This is a genomic window from Methanosarcina barkeri MS (assembly GCF_000970025.1).
GTDB lineage: Archaea > Halobacteriota > Methanosarcinia > Methanosarcinales > Methanosarcinaceae > Methanosarcina > Methanosarcina barkeri.
In genome coordinates, this window is sequence record NZ_CP009528.1 from 1,989,745 (window position 1) to 2,006,699 (window position 16,955).

Annotated in this window: 12 protein-coding genes, 2 tRNA genes and 2 pseudogenes; 6 read left to right on the forward strand and 10 right to left on the reverse strand. The window is 38.3% G+C overall.

Translation table 11 applies throughout. The features are described 5' to 3' along the window. The first annotated feature begins 37 nt into the window (after window positions 1-37). The 3 genes from MSBRM_RS08095 to MSBRM_RS08105 all read left to right on the forward strand — a co-directional run bounded on the left by MSBRM_RS08095 (window position 38) and on the right by MSBRM_RS08105 (window position 4,804). On the forward strand, window positions 38-481 hold the full coding sequence (locus MSBRM_RS08095; protein WP_048118015.1) for an acyl-CoA thioesterase: 444 nt from the start codon (window positions 38-40) through the stop codon (window positions 479-481). A gap of 108 nt (window positions 482-589) precedes the next feature. After that, window positions 590-2,245: an AMP-binding protein gene (locus MSBRM_RS08100; protein WP_048118012.1), complete on the forward strand. Its 1,656-nt coding sequence runs from the start codon at window positions 590-592 to the stop codon at window positions 2,243-2,245. Window positions 2,246-3,901: 1,656 nt separating this feature from the next. After that, window positions 3,902-4,804: a hypothetical protein gene (locus MSBRM_RS08105; protein WP_053010621.1), complete on the forward strand. Its 903-nt coding sequence runs from the start codon at window positions 3,902-3,904 to the stop codon at window positions 4,802-4,804. 197 nt (window positions 4,805-5,001) lie between these two features. Here the strand turns inward: MSBRM_RS08105 and MSBRM_RS08110 are convergent. The 7 genes from MSBRM_RS08110 to MSBRM_RS08140 all read right to left on the reverse strand — a co-directional run bounded on the left by MSBRM_RS08110 (window position 5,002) and on the right by MSBRM_RS08140 (window position 11,211). After that, window positions 5,002-5,079 (reverse strand) — tRNA-Glu (locus MSBRM_RS08110). 608 nt (window positions 5,080-5,687) lie between these two features. After that, window positions 5,688-5,876, reverse strand: coding sequence for a hypothetical protein (locus tag MSBRM_RS08115; RefSeq protein WP_048118008.1), 189 nt, complete (start codon window positions 5,874-5,876; stop codon window positions 5,688-5,690). Window positions 5,877-6,555: 679 nt separating this feature from the next. Further along, window positions 6,556-6,633: transfer RNA gene (locus tag MSBRM_RS08120), tRNA-Glu, on the reverse strand. A 276-nt stretch (window positions 6,634-6,909) separates the two neighbouring features. Then, a complete protein-coding gene (locus tag MSBRM_RS08125) occupies window positions 6,910-7,311 on the reverse strand; it encodes a helix-turn-helix transcriptional regulator (RefSeq protein ID WP_048118005.1) in 402 nt (133 codons plus the stop codon). A gap of 32 nt (window positions 7,312-7,343) precedes the next feature. Next, window positions 7,344-7,568, reverse strand: coding sequence for an LSM domain-containing protein (locus MSBRM_RS08130; RefSeq protein WP_048118002.1), 225 nt, complete (start codon window positions 7,566-7,568; stop codon window positions 7,344-7,346). Window positions 7,569-8,146: 578 nt separating this feature from the next. Next, window positions 8,147-8,548, reverse strand: coding sequence for a DUF3467 domain-containing protein (locus tag MSBRM_RS08135; protein ID WP_048118000.1), 402 nt, complete (start codon window positions 8,546-8,548; stop codon window positions 8,147-8,149). A gap of 182 nt (window positions 8,549-8,730) precedes the next feature. Next, window positions 8,731-11,211 (reverse strand): DUF5814 domain-containing protein, encoded by a 2,481-nt coding sequence (locus MSBRM_RS08140; RefSeq protein WP_048155328.1) that lies wholly within the window; start codon window positions 11,209-11,211, stop codon window positions 8,731-8,733. A 1,023-nt stretch (window positions 11,212-12,234) separates the two neighbouring features. Between MSBRM_RS08140 and MSBRM_RS22205 the strand changes: the two genes are divergently transcribed. Both MSBRM_RS22205 and MSBRM_RS22210 read left to right on the forward strand, forming a co-directional pair. Beyond that, on the forward strand, window positions 12,235-12,711 hold the full coding sequence (locus tag MSBRM_RS22205; protein WP_048155331.1) for a hypothetical protein: 477 nt from the start codon (window positions 12,235-12,237) through the stop codon (window positions 12,709-12,711). 212 nt (window positions 12,712-12,923) lie between these two features. Next, window positions 12,924-14,137, forward strand: a pseudogene (locus MSBRM_RS22210) (PKD domain-containing protein). Window positions 14,138-14,565: 428 nt separating this feature from the next. Here the strand turns inward: MSBRM_RS22210 and MSBRM_RS20255 are convergent. Together MSBRM_RS20255 and MSBRM_RS20260 are read right to left on the reverse strand one after the other, a co-directional pair. Beyond that, window positions 14,566-14,743: pseudogene (locus MSBRM_RS20255) on the reverse strand (transposase); the annotation flags it as partial. Between the two features lie 333 nt (window positions 14,744-15,076). Continuing rightward, window positions 15,077-15,232: a hypothetical protein gene (locus MSBRM_RS20260; protein WP_155396462.1), complete on the reverse strand. Its 156-nt coding sequence runs from the start codon at window positions 15,230-15,232 to the stop codon at window positions 15,077-15,079. A 199-nt stretch (window positions 15,233-15,431) separates the two neighbouring features. On the opposite strand from MSBRM_RS20260, the gene MSBRM_RS08170 reads away from it, so the two are divergent. Then, on the forward strand, window positions 15,432-15,956 hold the full coding sequence (locus MSBRM_RS08170) for an NTPase (protein WP_048155335.1): 525 nt from the start codon (window positions 15,432-15,434) through the stop codon (window positions 15,954-15,956). 418 nt (window positions 15,957-16,374) lie between these two features. Here MSBRM_RS08170 and MSBRM_RS08175 read toward each other — a convergent pair whose 3' ends face one another. After that, window positions 16,375-16,788: a pyridoxamine 5'-phosphate oxidase family protein gene (locus MSBRM_RS08175; RefSeq protein ID WP_048117979.1), complete on the reverse strand. Its 414-nt coding sequence runs from the start codon at window positions 16,786-16,788 to the stop codon at window positions 16,375-16,377. Window positions 16,789-16,955: the final 167 nt, after the last annotated feature.

Sequence of the window (16,955 nt, forward strand, 5' to 3'; positions counted from 1 at the left end):
TATTAAACACAAGTACTTGAGAGTTAAGGAATCAAAAATGTTCAGTACAATTGTTAGTCCGCGTTTTGGGGACATAGACGGGCTTGGGCATGTGAATAACACTGTCCTCCCGGTCTGGTTCGAAATTGGAAGAAACTCAGTATTCCGGCTTTTTTCACCGGACCTTGATCTTAGCCCTGATGTATGGCACCTGATTCTTGTCAGGACCGAGTTTGATTTTCTGCACCAGATGTATTTCAGGTCGGATGTGGAGATAAGAACTTTCATTGCAAAGATAGGAAACAGTTCCTTTACTGTAGGGCATGAGGCGTGGCAGGAAGGCGAGCTCAAGGTAAAGGGTCAGGCAGTGCTGGTTTATTACGACTTCAAGCTCCAGAAAGCAATGCCCCTTCCTGACCCAATACGCGAAATTCTGACAGCGCATATGTTTCCTGCAATGGATAATGCTGAAACGGATACGGATTCCCCTTGCTCTATTTGAATTTACTTGACTGACTGCCCACAAACCGAATTTTGGAGCACATGAGATATTTCTGTTCGCAAACAAACAGCTTCAAAAAATTAATAGTGCAAGAGAGAGGCTAATACCATGCATCTTATAGAAGAGTCCCTCGGTAATTACTTTGAGAAACAGGTGGCTGTAGACCCTGACCACGAGTTTATAATTTATCCTGACCGCAACCTTCGTTTTACTTATGGGCAGTTCAACGAAAGGGTCAATAACCTTGCAAAAGGGCTGCTAGCTATAGGGATAACAAAAGGGGATCATGTAGGAATCTGGGCAAAAAATGTTCCTGATTGGCTTACCTTCATGTTTGCCACGGCAAAAATAGGAGCAGTACTTGTTACTGTGAATACTGCCTACAAGAGCCATGAGGTCGAATATGTATTAAAACAATCCGATATGAAGGCTCTGGCTATGATTGATAGCTACAGAGACGTTGATTATCTCGAAATAATTAATGAACTGGTCCCTGAGCTCAAAACCTCTGAGAGAGGGAGACTGAAAAGCAAAAACTTTCCCTATCTTAAGAGTATAATTTACGTAGGACAGGAAAAGCACCGGGGTATGTATAACACAAACGAGCTTATGCTTCTTGGCAGCCATTATCCCGATGACAAGCTCTGCGAGATTATGGCCAGTGTCGACTGTGACGATGTTGTCAATATGCAGTATACATCAGGGACTACCGGGTTTCCTAAAGGAGTCATGCTGACCCATAAAAATATCCTGAATAATGGACTTTCTATCGGAGACCGCCAGAAGTTCACCTATATAGATAGGCTCTGTTTTCCTGTGCCACTTTTTCACTGTTTTGGAATAGTACTCGGAGTTATGGCCGTTCTGACTCACAGAGCAACGCTTGTTATGCTCGAGGTTTTTGATCCTCTATTAGTACTTGCCGCGGTACATAAAGAGAAATGTACGGCTCTCTACGGCGTGCCAACAATGTTTATTGCCGAGTATACGCATCCCATGTTCGACATGTTTGACCTATCTTCTCTCAGAACGGGGATTATGGCAGGTTCGACCTGCCCTGTGGAAGCCATGAAAAAGGTCGTAAACGATATGCACTGTTATCAGATTACCAGTGTTTACGGGCTTACGGAAGCATCCCCTGGTATGACTCAAACCGCTGTAGATGATCCTCTAGAACTCAGGGTCGAAACTGTTGGCAAACATTTTCCGGGCGTAGAGGTCAGGGTTGTTAATCCCGATACCAATGAGCCGGTGCCTCTAAACACTGTAGGAGAGATATGCTGTCGCGGATATAATGTAATGAAAGGTTACTATAAGATGCCTGAAGAAACGAAAAAAGTTATCGATGAAGGCGGCTGGCTTCACAGTGGAGACCTCGGAACCTGTGACGAAGACGGTTATTACAGAATCACAGGCAGGATTAAGGACATGATTATCCGGGGAGGGGAAAACATCTATCCAAGAGAGATTGAGGAACTCCTGCTTACCATGCCCGAAATTACAGACGTCCAGGTTGTGGGCATCCCTGACAAAAAATACGGGGAAATTGTAGGTGCTTTTGTGATTCTCAAAAAAGGTGCAGACCTTACAGAAGCCGATATCAGGGATTATGCCTTAAGCAAGATCGCACGCTACAAGGTTCCAAAACATGTATTCATTGTAGATGAATTCCCGCTGACAGCAAGCGGTAAAATTCAAAAATACAGGCTAAGGGAACTGGCTGTGGAACTTGTCAATAAGCAGGATGAGATAGCAATTGAGTAAAGACAGTAGCTATTGACAGTCATTGGCAATGACTATTGACAGCTATTGATAGCATAGGTTAAAATGTTAATCAGTTATTATTAACCACCCAGGTTGTTTTATCGGCCATTCAGGTCGATTCTATTTATTCATTGAATTCTACTTCATTGAATTCTATATCTTCATTGAATTCTATCTTTATTGAATTCCATATCTTCATTGAATTCTATATCTTCATTGAATTTCAATTTGTTAATCTTTTGCTTTAAAATTTTAAAACCATTAAAAAATAAGATACTAGCAAATTTTAAAGATTGATTACATTTTTGAAGAGCATTTTAATTTGTTCCCATATTAAAAAGTGTATGACAATACAAAAACGATGGGTAATTGAATATTTGACGTAATTTATTATATATACGATTTTAGCATTAGAAGGATGTAGTTGTAAGAGAAGCGCAATAGTGCACCTTTGTGCATAGCGTATGGGGAGTTTTTCTCTAGGGGTTTCATCGATTGAGAACTCAGGTATCAAAAGGAGCTCTCAATCAATCACCACAACTAATTAAATGTCTGCACTGTTCTCTTGCAACTAAATGAAGAATATGGGGGAGTATTCTTCAAGGGGGTTTCACCGATTGAGAGCCCAAGGGTCATCATAACAGGGCTCTCAATCAATCACCAACTTTTAACTTAATTTTAACTTTTAACTTGAACTATTTTTGACTAAACTCTTCGCACAATTTATTGATTTGCATAAATCGTACAAATAATATAAATATAATTTTTCTCCCGATTCTCCCCACTGAAGTTCAGCTATTGTGCTTTCCCCAGTTATGACCTTTATAAATATCTTTCAAACAATTAATAACTGTCCTATTCTATTTAAGTCCTTTGATGAGTCACTTTTAAGAGTTCATATTGTTTGTATAAGTGCTAACAAAATTTACTTATTGAGCTCATCCCAAAACTTGAAATTTGCGTCTTCGGCCTTGTATTTCTAATATTCAATCAAGCACAAGATTATGAAAATATCTTTGAAACCCCTCAATGATTAAGAATAAAATATCTTTCGGGATAGGCTCATTCTGTAATTGCACAGATTATTACTCAATAAATATTTTATACTCATATTCTCAAAGTGAGGCAACAAAGTTTTTGATTAATGTCAAGGTTATCAATTATGTGTATCGCTTTATAGATTACTTTTTTCCAGTTTTTTCGTGTCTTGATATAGTATGATGTTCCTATTTTTGAGACCAGACAGGATGTCAGAATCTCAGGTGTTTACTTACCTGGCTGGTAACTTCCGTATTCACACCTGTATTACGATACATCAACTTTACGACATATCAAGGAGTTCTTTTATTTTTTCACAGAAGGGGAATAAAATAATCTACCTAGGATACGATTGGTTTAATGTCTAGTAAGATAATGTCGACGAGACTTGTTAAATCCCGGAACTATGAATTTTCTAAGAATACGGCTAATAGATTTCCAGACTTTACAAAAATCAAAAATCATTTGCTGCCGGACAAAGATAAGAGTGGCAGAATTCAAGGTTTAAGGTGAAAATTGTAAAGGGCAGGACCAGGAGATTGATTCCGATAGGAAAACTAATCTGGAGTAAGAACAATAGAATTAACAAGGATTATTGTGGGGTCTGGTGTCTCGCCTGTGGATATAAATGAGCTGGATGAAGTCAGAACTATTGAAGAAGGATTCAAAAAAGCGTATAGTGGGGACCAAAAAGAAACAGTAGAAGCTATTGACAAGCTCAAGGGCTTCGCGCTCCAGTTGATTCACCTGGACGCCAATGCTGAAAACGAGCTGGATATAAAAGCGCTGATCATCTCTATAGGGGACATAGCGAGGGTATCTGCTGAAATGAAAATGGAGCAGGTATGCTCAGTTTCAGGTTGTGTCCTTGTAGATATAGCACTTGAGGCTGCCAGTCAAAAGAGGGAGCCGGTTGCTATAAAGGCTTTATCCATTGTCGGGAGCCTTGCCATGGAGTTTGCCGGAAAAGGCTTGGGTGTAGCAGCCAGAAGTACATCCGAATCGCTCGGAACTTGTGGGAAGGGCTCTTCAAGAATGAAAATGGAAACGATGATAAGCCTTTCTGAGGTTTACCTCATGCAGGTATCACTGATATCTATAGAAAAAGGACTTCATAAGGCCGGGATTGCTGCTATAGGCTACCTTGGGGAGATAGGAATCGCTTCGGCCAAACAGGCAATAGAAACCAGTACTCTGGAAGCTGCAGTCATTCTTGAAGATCTGGGTAATACCGCTGTAAGTGAAAATAACGAGTCCTACGCAAAGGCAGTAATTGAGGCACTTGAAAACCTGGGCACAGAGGCATCTCAGGGCGGAATGAAAAACGTACTTGTCCAGATCGCGTGGTCTCTGGAAATGATCCGGGTACTTGCTCTGGATCGAGGCATGAAAGGAGCTTGCTTTGCTGCAAAGGCTGCGCTTGAATCCATCAACACGGCAGGCTTACTTGACGCAGAACAGAACCTGGAAAAAATCAGGGAAATAAAGGAATTCCATTCTGTTATCCTGAAAAAAAGTTAAAAAAGCATTGGGGAATTTAGAGTTAAGGAAGCAGAACCTGAAAAATATATTTTTCTGTATTTAAATACAAAAAGATTCTAAAAGAAAACAAATAGTTAAAGAAAAATCATAAATCACTAGAAAAATCATTATAGAAAATTCATGAATCACTGTAGAAAATCATTATAAAAAATAAGTTCTGTGTGTATAATTTAATATGGTGCTCCGGCCGGGATTCGAACCCGAGTCTTCGGCTCGAAAGGCCGGAATGATTGGCCGGACTACACTACCGGAGCACATTGCATCTCACAGCGAGACCTTCAATAGACTTAAGTAATATATAAATCTGTCCCTTTGGGGGAGACGTTTTTGTAAATATATTTAAGAGTTTGCCGATAGTACTAAAACAAAAAGATTATTTTATTCTGGAGTAGTTAACAGGTCAAGATTTTTTACCTAAATGATTTTATTCTGGAATAGTTAATAGTTTAAGATTTTTTACCTGAAGGACTCAAATAAATAATGACTTCAGTTAGTTTTAAAACAGAATAAACCTATCCCAAGACTTTTTTTGTTTTAGGTACCCGCAATGAAATGACCCTTGCAACTTATAATTTATTGTAACTTTGATTGGCTACCTTGATAGTGAAAATCAAAACGTTCAATTGGAAATCTGCATAGTTTATTCTGAGACGAGGCCTAAGTTATCAGAATTTTTAGGATCATTTTTCCATGATCAGATGTTCGATTGGTTGTTCCGAATACGATATTCAAAAATCAAATTTAAAGTTATGGGATGTACTCAATGTTAAATTTAAAAAAGAAAAAAAGAAAGTAATAAGGAAGTTTAGTTTACAGGATAGAAGCGAACCCGGACTAGCTTGTTGCCTTTATTGTCATACTGTCAGAAATAAAGTGGGTTTTCGTAGTATTCTGAGTTATCAGCTTTCAGTGCATTTAGGTAGTCGAATACCCAGACATCATTTCCACCAAACTGTGTGTTAATGAGATCGATAGTATCAGGTTCCTCAGCTGCGCTCACGTAGAAAAGATCTGTAGCATCATTCCATACAGGCTTTTTGGTAACGGTCACTTTCCCAATAATATCAAAGTAATACGTGTCGTTACACTTGACCCAGCCAGTTACATCAGTATATACAGCGTTTAATTTATATTACAAACCTAAAGATTTTTTATTAAATGAACATAAGTTAAGCAAGTATTTTGAAATGAGTATTTTAAAAAAACCAGTATATACTTATTTTTTTTGACTATTGTATACAATAATTTCCACATCTGATTAAAAACTTAAAAAAGGCATACAACATTACAAAAATATATTATATAATTTATGTTTCTTTTTTGGTAAGATGTGGTTATTAAGTTTACTTCCTGTCTGTAAATCCAATACATTCATTCTGCATGGTTATTTAAAAACTCATGGAGAAAATAAGGCTCTTCGTTGTTTTGTATGGACATCCTCATAATATTCTCATAAAAACCAATGCGGTCTTGAATTGAAAACATCTTATCCATACGAAATGGCAAAGAGTCAAAAATAAACATGAACTCTGAACAAACCAGAAGGTATCGTAAGAACTACTTCTGAGATCTGATACATTAAAAAACGAGAAAGTAATCAACATCATGGAACAAAAACTGTAAATACCGGCCAGATAGAAATAAAATACTCTCCATCCTAAGAAACATAAAACTAAGAAATCCGAAACACAGTTCTTTTGGTGTCAATAGAAAAGTATTGTAGAAAAGTATGGTGCTCCGGCCGGGATTCGAACCCGAGTCTTCGGCTCGAAAGGCCGGAATGATTGGCCGGACTACACTACCGGAGCTTTTATTGTATCTTATTTTCCCCTTATCGAAGGGGGTTCTTCAATAAGGGGTTTTCCTATATATAGTTAGCGGCTGCCGATACCTTTCAAAATGTTAGTAGCTGTTGAATTAGAAAATCTCACAAGCCTTTTTAAAAAGGCTTGACAGAAAACCTTTTGAGAAAAGATTTGATCGAAGAGCTCTAACAACGCAGTAGTCACAACCTTTTTAACAAAGACTTGACAGAAAACTGTCTTTGAGAATACCATTAGCTGTTGAGTTTGAGAATTCTTTTTTCACATTCCTTCTTCAGCTTCTTCCTTATTTTTGACATCGACTTTTATTTCACCGGTCTCTTCCGAGCTTTCATCTTCTTGCATGAGGTTACCAATCCATTCACTGAGTCTTCCGCAGTATTCGGGTTGACAGTCACCTGTGCAGCCTGTACAGGCCGAAAACAATTCTCCTGCAAGTAGGAGGTCGTATTTTTCCTTAACTTCTTCCTTTGCTTTCAGTAGATATGTTCTTGCCCCGTTTGAGACTCCAACTTCTCGTACAATAAGATCTTTATCCAGAAGTTTTTTTATGATTCTGGAGCATTTTCTGCTGTCGATATTCAACTTTTTCCAGATGACGTTCTGGAAAACGCCTTCTTTATGGCTTTTTATTATATTATAAGCTTCTTCTTCAAGATCCATGATTCCACACTAGTAGAGTTCCTTATGAAGTTTTACTCTTCTACAGGAGTGATCAGTATAATGTTATTACCGCGAAGTACTACTGAACCAAGAGAACGAACTTTTTCTCCTTTTACGATCTCCATGGTGTCCACGAGATGAAGGTTCATATAGTCGTCCACGCTCTTAAGAGTGCCTTCAAGCAGATTAAGATCGCCTTTCATTTCTACCTGGATTTTTGATCCAACAATTTTCTGAACTTTTTTATTTGGGAACAAATTTAAACCCTCGCTGATTTATTCTGAATTCTCCCCGTACTTGCTTCTGTTTATTAAGTCCCAAGCCAGTGCGGAGCAAGTCGCATCAGAACCGCATCCATACCTGCGGTTTACTTGCTGCCTGTATCAGTCCTTCATGCCAGCGACTGATAATTTCTTCATATCGTCACTCCACCGGCTTTTAAGAAAACTGAGAACTACATACCCTTTACAGAGATATATAACCATCGATCTCCAGGAGCTCTCAAATGACTCCTGGATCAACTAGCTCCTTCCATAAGTTGCAGTTCAAATTTTCCGATTTACCAGCAACCGTTGGGCTGCAACCGTTGGGTCACAACCGTTGCGCCGGTTGATCACACCGATAGGGTTTGGTGATAAGAGCCTCAAATCCAAACGTTATAGGGTTTTTCGCTCAAGCCTTTTTTGAAAAGGCTTGTGATCACGTCGATAGGGTTTGGTGATAAGAGCCTAAATCCAAACGTTGTAGGGTTTTTCACTCAAACCTTTTTTGAAAAGGCTTGTGATTACTCTGATAGAGTTTGGAGATAAAGCTCTTCAAACTCAAACATAATGGGTCAGATGTAACCCTGGAGATCCGTACTGTCGTCAACAAGCTTTGCAGACGACTCTTTTCTTGGTCTCGGGATCGCTTTTGCAATGGGCCCAAAAACGGATTCGTATTCATTTATATGCTGGGTCAGCCAGCGGGACAGCTCAAGTGCAGCTACCGGAGAAAGTATCACTTCGGTTTCTACACGTCTCTGGATGACCCTTGATTCCGAGGCATCCCCTAACAGTTTTGGAGTGTCATTATAAAAACCAATCCTGAAATCATAGGGGCTGTGCCCACCTGCAGCTCCGATAGCATATATCTGCCTGAAGTTCTCAGGCTTCACAAACTCGATTGTAATGCTTTTCTTAATCTTTTTAGAAGCTGAGCTTTCAATATTTTCCCTGGATTCAACATCCTCGGTCATGAAATTACCTCTATTTTTACTCTTAGAATATCTGATCAGATTTTGATCCATTACACTAGTAGCCGGCCCTTAAAAACCGGTCAATCCTCTCATATAAACAAAGCATTCCCACATAAGCAGGAACATTTCAACTCATTATACACTGTTATTACAATGTTATCTGCAAAAACGTTTTTGATCTTTTAACCCTGAACTTTCTTTTTAAGCTTTTTTGCTTCTTCTACAACTTTCTTTTTAGAGTGCACTTTTGCTATAAGTTCCACGGCGTCAAGGTTTCTGACCGCGTTGTCCAGGTACCCGAAAACATCACCCTGATAGGCTGAGATCCCGTACTTATTTTCAAGTTTCTTTACTATCTGTGCAGGCTCAAGTGCTTCTGTACGCAACTTGATTATTTTTTCCGAAAACTTCTGTTCTGCGCAACCGCAGTAAGGTGAGTCTTTGCATTTACAGGTTAAAAAGTCCGAAGCAAAGTTTAACAGGAGTTCCTGGATTTTTGCATCAAGCTGGGAAAGGGACTCCCCATCAAAGACTATATCAAGGGTAGCTCCCTGAAAAATCCTTGAAGGCATATTCACGTGCAGGGAGCTTCCTATCTGGTTTGCATACTTGAAATACGCTGCATCAAAAAACTCCAGGTTCGTTACGATCTTCAGGGGTTCATTCTCTCCAAGCACTGCATCTCGAATCAGAAAAGCTTTCGATATAGGAAGGAAATGTGCTGCAATAATTTTTCCAAAACGCGTAAGCATTATTCGGTTTCCTTTTCTTTCCACAAAACGATAACTCTGAAGACGCAGAATCAACTTGTCCAAGTTGTAGCTTCCAAACATCTGGTTGTGGATCATTCTGAGATCCTGCACCGAGGAGGTGACTGCAACCGATGCAAGTACTTCCTCGAGCTGTTCGGCTTCTCCATATTTTACGCCTGCTGAGAGCATTTCTCCCTGGAGTAGTTTAATTGCAACCTCTTCTTCGGTATCGGATTGAGAACCTGAATATGATTTTCCAGGCACAGGCATCAGCACAACAACTCCCCTATCATGGTAGTCAGGCCTCCCTGCCCTTCCGCTCATCTGCAAAAAATCCTGAACTGAAATCCAGTCTATTCCCATTGCCAGGGACTCAAAGATCACCTGAGAAGCCGGAAAATCCACCCCAGCCGCAAGAGCAGCCGTAGTCACAATTACAGGAAGCTCTCCTTTTGCAAAGCGAGTTTCAACTTTCTTTCTTTCGTACTGAGAAAGCCCGGCATGATAGGGTGCTGCCCGAATCGAAAGGGCTCCTGCAAGTTTGTGACAGTTGCGGCGGGAGTTTGTAAAGACAATTGTCTGTCCCCTGTGCTTTTTGGAAGATAACATTGAATATTCTTCTTTCGCAAGCTGGGAAATCAACTTTGCCTTTTCGTTTTCCTGACAGAAAAGAAGATGTCTGTCAATAGGAACAGGCCTGTGCTCATAACGGACAAGCTGAGCCCCGAGTTTCTTTGCATAGCCTTCGGGATTTGCAACGGTTGCAGATAGATAGATGAATTGAGCTTCGGGTGCGACGTACCTCAGCCTTCCAATAAGCCCGTCCAGTCTGTGGCCCCTCTCCTGGTCTTCGAGAGTATGGACTTCGTCCACTACCACAGTTCCGATTTTGCCCAGAAAATCGGCATTTCCCGACCGAAGCATATGGTCTATACCCTCGTAAGTCCCCACAATAATATCCGCACCAGGGCTAGTCTGCATCTTCACGCGCTGAGAAGTTTTTATTAGAATTGCCCCTATCTTTATGGATGTAGTAAACCCGAGTTTTGAATAGCGTTCTTTGAACTGTTCATATTTCTGGTTTGCAAGTGCAACCAGGGGGACGAGGTAGAGCATTTTTCCTTTTTTGTTAAAGAGGTTCTGGATTCCTGCCATCTCCCCTATTAGGGTCTTTCCGGTTGCTGTTGCCGAGACTACAAACTGGTTTTTTCCTTCCAGAAGCCCGGATTCTATTGATAATGCCTGTACAGGCAACAGGGTCTCGGATTTTTCGAGCAGCATTTCCTTAAATTTCTTTTGAAGAGGCAGGCTTTTTACCCTAACTGTGACACTGACAGGTTTTGTCCTTATAGTATCATAGCGTGTGAACTCAGGGTCCAGCCTTTCAGGGGTCAACATCCGGATAGTCCTGTCAAGGTCTCGGGTTTTTGAAAGCACCTGCTCCAGGAAATCTATGGATTTTTCCCCATACTGCGCACCCGCAGAACGGACTGCACGCAATAGTTCTTCTTTTGCACAGTCCAGGCAGATGAGTTCGTTATTATACTTGATGGATTTACTGTTTACAAAGTTGAAACGTTTTTTAATCCAGCAGTGTTTACAGATTTTTACTTTATCCGCATTAAGTTGAAAACCTTTGAGCATTTCCAGAAAAGCAGCCTCATTTGCAGGATTTCCTCCTTCTGCAAGCATTATTCGGTTTGCACTGCGCAGGAGCTCTATAAACTGCGGTGGAGGAATGAATTCTTCTTTTTTCTTGCCGGTGAAGAGCCTGATTTTAAGAGGGCGCGGCCCTTTGTAACTATCTTTTATAAGGAGCTCGGCCATATAAAGAGGCTGTTTTATCCGGTCCTTTATAGCCATAACTCTAATCTTCGATTTTTCAGCGTAACCTAGGACCCAGAGCATGATTTTTTATCCTGATATATGAGTGGTATAGTAAGCTTCCCTTCAAAACCTGTAAATTTCCCTTCAAAGTTTAAATTTTAAATTTTGAAAAGCCAACATTCAACTGTCTTCTTAACTTCTAGCAGCATAATTTGCGTTTACAGGTAAAAGTCTATTCAAGTCTGTTACATTCTATTAAAGTCTATTATTTGAACTTTGAGTGATATTTATACTTAGATATGCACTTAGAGCATTTTTCAGTGCGCAAAATTTCTTTTGCTCTTCGTGAGCACACTGTCATATCTTCCAAATTTATCTTTTATCTCATTTGCAACCTCATCTTATGGGTACTATTATATAAATATTTTATTACTTATTTATTATATAAATGTAATTATTTGGAATTAACTGAATGTTAATACTACTGAATACGTTATTTAGGAGATTATTTTAAGAGATTACTTAGCAAAAAATTACTGGAAAAACGATGTCAAGAAAGCAGTTAATGGAAGTATTTAGAATTTGCTTGATACTATGTTTAGATTTCAAAGTATATCACAAGCTGTATTTTTGAATAACTCTATCAATTGACTAATTTATCGCTAAAAAAGGATTGTTATTATTTTCTCGCTAAAAAATAACCTACTAATAATTTTTATACTGAGATGTATTTATTAATAATTTTTTCGCTAAAAAATGACTTATTAACTAATCTACAGCTAAAAACGTACTATTTTGAAAGCGATTATCTTGTCACATAAAAGTATCAGATAAGAGTGCTTAAAAAGTTTGACTTTGCAGATAATATAGAAAAGTTAATATCTATAAAAAATAATAGAATTTATCAAGGTAGAAATAGAAATTTTATAATTTTATCTTATTGAAATCCTCTTAGAGTCTTTTGAAAGGCCAATAACGGCATATTAAGTTAGAATTTCTATGATATTGAGTATACAGTTCAGTTCTGAATATACCAGTTATAAAACTCAGTGATCACAACAATTTTCGAATAAGTTCTAAGTTAAACAGATTTAGAAGGGATCATTAATGAAAAATTTTAAAAATTTTATGACAATATTTATCCTTACTCTTTTTTCTCTTGCGTTAATTAGCCCTGCAGCTTTGGCGGCAAATATTGTAATTGACAAAGAAGCTGGATCAGCTGAACCAGGTTTTTTTCATACACCTAATTACGCAAACGACGCAACTTGTATTCAAGCGGCACTGGATTACTCAAAAAGTGGGGATACAATAACTATCCGCAAAGGGGACTATTATATCACAAAAGGAGTATATCAAAAAAATAAAAATCTGAATATAATAGGTGAAGGAAAAGTAACTCTTCACATTCAAACTTCTAATACAGAATATAACGATATTTATTTCGGGGGGTCGCAGATCACAAGCGGATCCCTGAGCGCTAATGCTAAGGAGGGCTCGTCTCAGGTGGTTTTAACTGACGCTTCTAAGGTTCGCAAGAACGACTTGATTAAAATCTGGAAAATGTTCTGTGGTGTCCTTTAAATTATCCTGACAATTATCCTGATCAAATGACAGGAGAAATTTATGCTGTTAAAAGTGTGAATGGAAATGTTGTTACTTTAAATCAACCACTTCTTAGAGACTACAAATTATCCGAGACTATAAAGTTCGAAGTGTATAGACCTGTTCAAATGCATATAAAGAATATACGGCTGGAGGATACAGGTGCGTCGATGTCTCATCATGGACTGGTTATGCAATATTGCAAGGATAGCTCTGTCACTAATTCCTGGTTCAATGAATGTGGTTTCGGTGCTATTTGTTTGTACTCCTGCTTTAATGTGATTGTTAATAATAATGAGATTTACAATTCAGTTCGCCCCAATTCTGGATACGGTATAAATGTAGCCAGCGGTACGGCTTTTGTCAATATCGATCATAATCACATAGAGAATTGCAGACATGCTATAACAGGCAATTCAGCTGAACTCAAGTCTTTAAGTCGAAATGTTTCTATTGCCGATAATACACTAATAGGAGCAAATATCACCGGCTCTAATGTTGTTGATGCTCATGCTGATACCATTAATTTTGTTGTAACTAGAAACAAAATATACCCGCAAATAACGTCTGAAACTCTATACTATTGTACATTCTTAGAATACAGGTCACCACAAGAACTTCCATTCTATTTTGCATTTTCAGACGGTACACAACAGTCTACTTTCTCTAACAATGAAGTTTTTGGCGGATATGGAGGTATATTCTCACGCGGCGCTGTAGGTAACGGAGTACATGTTTACGAAAATAACACGTTTAATGATATGTTGGGTAATATGTATGAAGGAGGAAATGGAACCGATGAGACGCTTATTATCAGGAATAATACTCAAAACAGTGGGACGCGTGGAGTTATTTTCCCATTCAATGGAGGTTTCAAGAATATAGCAATAAGTAAGAATACTTTTAGCAATCTATCTCATCAGGGAGTATATCAGAAGTTTCTAATAAACGGGATAAACCTGGATATTTCTGAAAACACTTTTGAAAATCTGGGACGGGAAGGAATATATATCGATGGGAATTCCTTGAAAAATGGTGCTGTGAAAATACAAAATAATATCTTAACAGATGTGAATACCTCAAATTCCTCTTCCGGAATCACCGTCAAAAATGTTAAAAATCCCGACATTAGTGGAAACAAAATATTCAAAAATACGATAGTTCCTGTTGCTGCTTTTTTTGGCTCTCCAAATTCAGGAAAAGCCCATTGAAGATACAGTTTTATGACACCAGCACTGGCTCCCCAACTTCCTGGAAGTGGGACTTCGGAGACGGATCAAAGTCATACCACCAGAATCCGACTCACAAGTATTCAAAGGCAGGGGTATATATGGTTAGCTTAACAGTAAAGAATGCTAAAGGCAGTAATACTAAAACCATTTCTGGATATATTAAAGTTCAGTAAATAATGAATGCCTAAAATTAAAAGCAGTAAAAAAGTAAAGGATAAAGGACAGTGAGAGTCATCGAGCAAGTCTTACTAAAAAAGCAAAAGTATTCTTTTCGGATTGTATCAAAACCATTTTGAGTTTTATAATTGAGTAATTTCTGTCTCGATATTTCTCTCATTACTACAAGAATCGTATTCTCTTTAAATTCAATGGAGAATTTTCCAACTCGAAATATATGAAACAATTTTATCACACGGTTATAAAGTTAAATGCATCGGAGGTTGTTTCTCAGACTTAGATAAATTCTTAAATTTTCAGCAAATACATGAAGTTTACTTTTACCCACACAATTTGGAGAGGATATCAAGAATCAAGAATCTATTAATTTTCACTAATCAACATGGTTTATCTGCTATTCTCACTATATAGTTCTCCTTTCATTCTAGCTCTGATTTCTTCCTACAGTAAACCTATTCAGAATCTCTTTCAGGCTTTTACCCGTTCTCTTCATGAAATCTGCTATTTTCTTTATATTGTGCACAGTAACCATCATAACAAATTCAATTTTTGCCTTTTTTCCCTCTCAAAAGAAATTCCCTGAATCCTCTGTCCTGCTTCAAATGACTACAAATATAAAAATGGAGTATTTTTATGAAAAAGTAGAGTTAATAAAACTCAAAATGAAAAAATGAATTTAGAGTCAAATCGAAAAAAGCCGTACACTGCTAAAAACTTGATATTTTACCTCAATTTTCCCAGGGCGGGAAAAATTTCAGCTTTCATTCAATCAAAGCCGATTAGTTCCAGCCGCGCCTCAGCGCGGGACACGGACGACCTTGATACGCTTTTTTGTTGCCTCGGAATAACATCAAGTGATTAACAGAGGAGCATCGAAAAAAGTAAAATCTGGAAAATTATCTGGAAAATCTGAAAATTTATCTCTTTTTATCTTTTTACTCCAGCTTCTCCTCCGGCATATAACAACCGAAATAGGTATTTTGCTCGACCTTTTTCAGGATATTGTTAATGTTTTCGATTGAAGCTTCCATCTTTTCCATTCTCTTCTCGATCTCCTGTAGTCTGGCAAGAATTTCCTGGTCTGTGGTCATAATTTCAACTCCGTATACATTTCCATATATATTTTTATATATATTTATAAAATTTAGCTCAATTGAAGCTTTTGATGTATATTCCAGTATATCCTGCAATCATTTTATAGCCAACGTAAAACTTACTGCTGGCTAATTTAAGTAAAATCAAGTTCTATTTTTCAGGGAAACGGAAAAACAAAGGGGGGCGAAAGATATCATGCTGAAAATCGCAGTAACCGGCAGTCCGGGTATTGGAAAATCAACAGTTGTGGCAAAAGCTGCTGAAAAACTTGCCAACCAGCCGGGCTTCAAAATAGGCGGCATCCAGACTGCCGAAATCCGGAAAGAAGGGAGAAGGGAAGGTTTTTCGATTATGGACCTTGCTACTGGAAAAACCGGTGTCCTGGGAAGCATCAGAGGAAGTGGGCCGAGAGTTGGAAAATATCACGTCAATCTGGAAGACCTTGAAAAAATTGGGGCAAATGCTCTCAGGAGTGCTCTAGAATGTGACCTGATAGTTATCGATGAGGTTGGGCCGATGGAGCTCAAATCCGAAGCTTTCGTTTCGGCAGTTGAAGTAGTTCTGGAATCTGATAAACCGGTTCTTGCAGTGCTGCATCGGTCAAGCAGTCACCATCTGGTTCAGAGGATGAGAAAAGAATTCGAGGTTTTGATGGTTAATGAGGAGAACCGGGATGAATTGCCTGAAATAATTTTTGCCAGGCTGAGATATAAAAATTAGTATTTTCCGTTCAATGCTTTATGCCAGGTTACCGACTAATTACCCCAGAAACATCGAAAAAATGAAAAAGTGGATTTTATTTCGGGTTAATCTGCCCATATCTCAAGATTTAAGATTTATCCATGCGTCTTCGGTTAAGGAATCAGTTAACCATAACATGACTACTACAATTATCTACACATCTTGATTTACTTTACAAGTTTACAGAAAAACATGATAATAGTAACATGTTTCTAACAGATAGTATCTTAACCTATGACGAATGCTTATAGATTAGCTAACTTATGGATTAGCTAACTTATGGATTAGCTAACTTATGGATTAGCTAACTTATGAATTAGCTAACTTATGGATTAGCTAACTTATGAATTAGCTAACTTATGAATTAGCTAACTTATGGATTAAGCTTTAAGCTGGATCAAAGCAGTTTCTGTCCTGGCTTGGTCCCAGTCCCGGGTTTGCACTCATAAACATCAGTAATTTTCAGAACTGCAAGGGCTTTTGCAGGGAACCTGTCTCCTTTGCTCTTGACCATTTTATACATTTTCTCGTAATCTGCCCCTTCGGTCTTGATCTCAATATCTCCTTTTATCTGGTAGCAGCCTTTGATCTCCGGACCCCATACATAGATCGCTCCCCTGGGGTTTTCATCAAGGTTGTTGCGAGTTTTATTGAAATAATTGTCTGCGATCCAGATTGTTTCTCCATCTTCCTGTAGATCACACATACCTATTGGTATGACATTTGGTTCTCCACCTTTAGATGCAGTTGCAAACGGGAAAATTTTCATCTTTGCAAAGTCTTCCTTCATTTCATCAGTTAATTTCACCATTTATTTCACCATTTATTACATTCTAATTGAACCTTTTTTATTAATAGTGCTTCAATGAATATATAACTTTGAACGACTCAAAAAAATAGAAAAGTCTATGATTTCGATTTTGCGTTTTATCTCAGAAAAGAGGCGAAAACTAATAGAAAAATTGAAATTCACGGATA